The sequence below is a fragment of the Acinetobacter sp. TUM15071 genome (assembly GCF_008980925.1).
Lineage (GTDB): Bacteria > Pseudomonadota > Gammaproteobacteria > Pseudomonadales > Moraxellaceae > Acinetobacter > Acinetobacter dispersus.
Map to the genome: position 1 here is coordinate 1 of NZ_BKGB01000039.1, position 1,179 is coordinate 1,179.

The window sequence follows — 1,179 nt, forward strand, 5'->3', positions numbered from 1 at the left end:
TTATGCAGTTACTTTAGCAACAACACCAGCGCCTACAGTACGACCACCTTCACGGATCGCAAAACGTAGACCTGGGTCCATTGCGATCGGGTGAATTAATTCTACTGACATCTCAACGTTGTCACCAGGCATTACCATTTCTACGCCATCTTGTAGTTTGATCGCGCCAGTTACGTCAGTTGTACGGAAGTAGAACTGTGGACGGTAACCGTTAAGGAATGGAGTATGACGACCACCTTCTTCTTTAGAAAGTACGTATACTTCTGCATCGAATTTAGTGTGCGGCTTGATTGTACCTGGCTTAGCAAGCACTTGACCACGTTGTACGTCTTCACGCTTAGTACCACGAAGAAGAACACCACAGTTCTCGCCTGCACGACCTTCGTCAAGCAATTTACGGAACATTTCTACGCCAGTTACAGTTGTCTTAACCGTATCTTTGATACCTACGATTTCAACTTCTTCACCAACTTTTACGATACCAGCTTCTACACGACCAGTTACTACTGTACCACGGCCTGAGATAGAGAATACGTCTTCGATTGGCATCAAGAATGCTTTGTCGATAGCACGTTCTGGTTCTGGAATGTAAGAATCAAGTGCAGCAACTAAATCAATTACAGCTTTCTCGCCATAAGGACCATCGTTACCGTTTAATGCTTGAAGAGCTGAACCACGGATGATTGGAGTGTCATCACCTGGGAAGTCATAAGTAGAAAGAAGTTCACGAACTTCCATTTCTACTAATTCAAGTAATTCTTCATCATCAACAAGGTCACACTTGTTCAAGAATACGATGATGTAAGGTACACCAACCTGACGTGAAAGAAGGATGTGTTCACGAGTTTGTGGCATTGGACCATCAGTCGCAGCACATACAAGGATCGCGCCGTCCATCTGAGCAGCACCAGTAATCATGTTTTTAACATAATCGGCGTGGCCCGGGCAGTCTACGTGAGCGTAGTGACGGATTGGAGAATCGTATTCTACGTGTGAAGTATTAATTGTAATACCACGTGCTTTTTCTTCAGGAGCTGAGTCGATTTGTGAGTAATCTTTCGCTTCACCGCCGTAAGTTTTTGCACAGATAGTTGCAATCGCAGCAGTTAAAGTTGTTTTACCATGGTCAACGTGACCAATTGTACCCACGTTTACGTGTGGTTTATTACGTTCAAACTT

Annotated in this window: 1 protein-coding gene; it reads right to left on the reverse strand. The window is 44.2% G+C overall.

The genetic code is table 11. The features are described 5' to 3' along the window. The coding region (gene tuf / locus GBI66_RS19100) for an elongation factor Tu (protein ID WP_033134357.1) at positions 1 to 1,179 on the reverse strand (1,179 nt) is incomplete at its 5' end.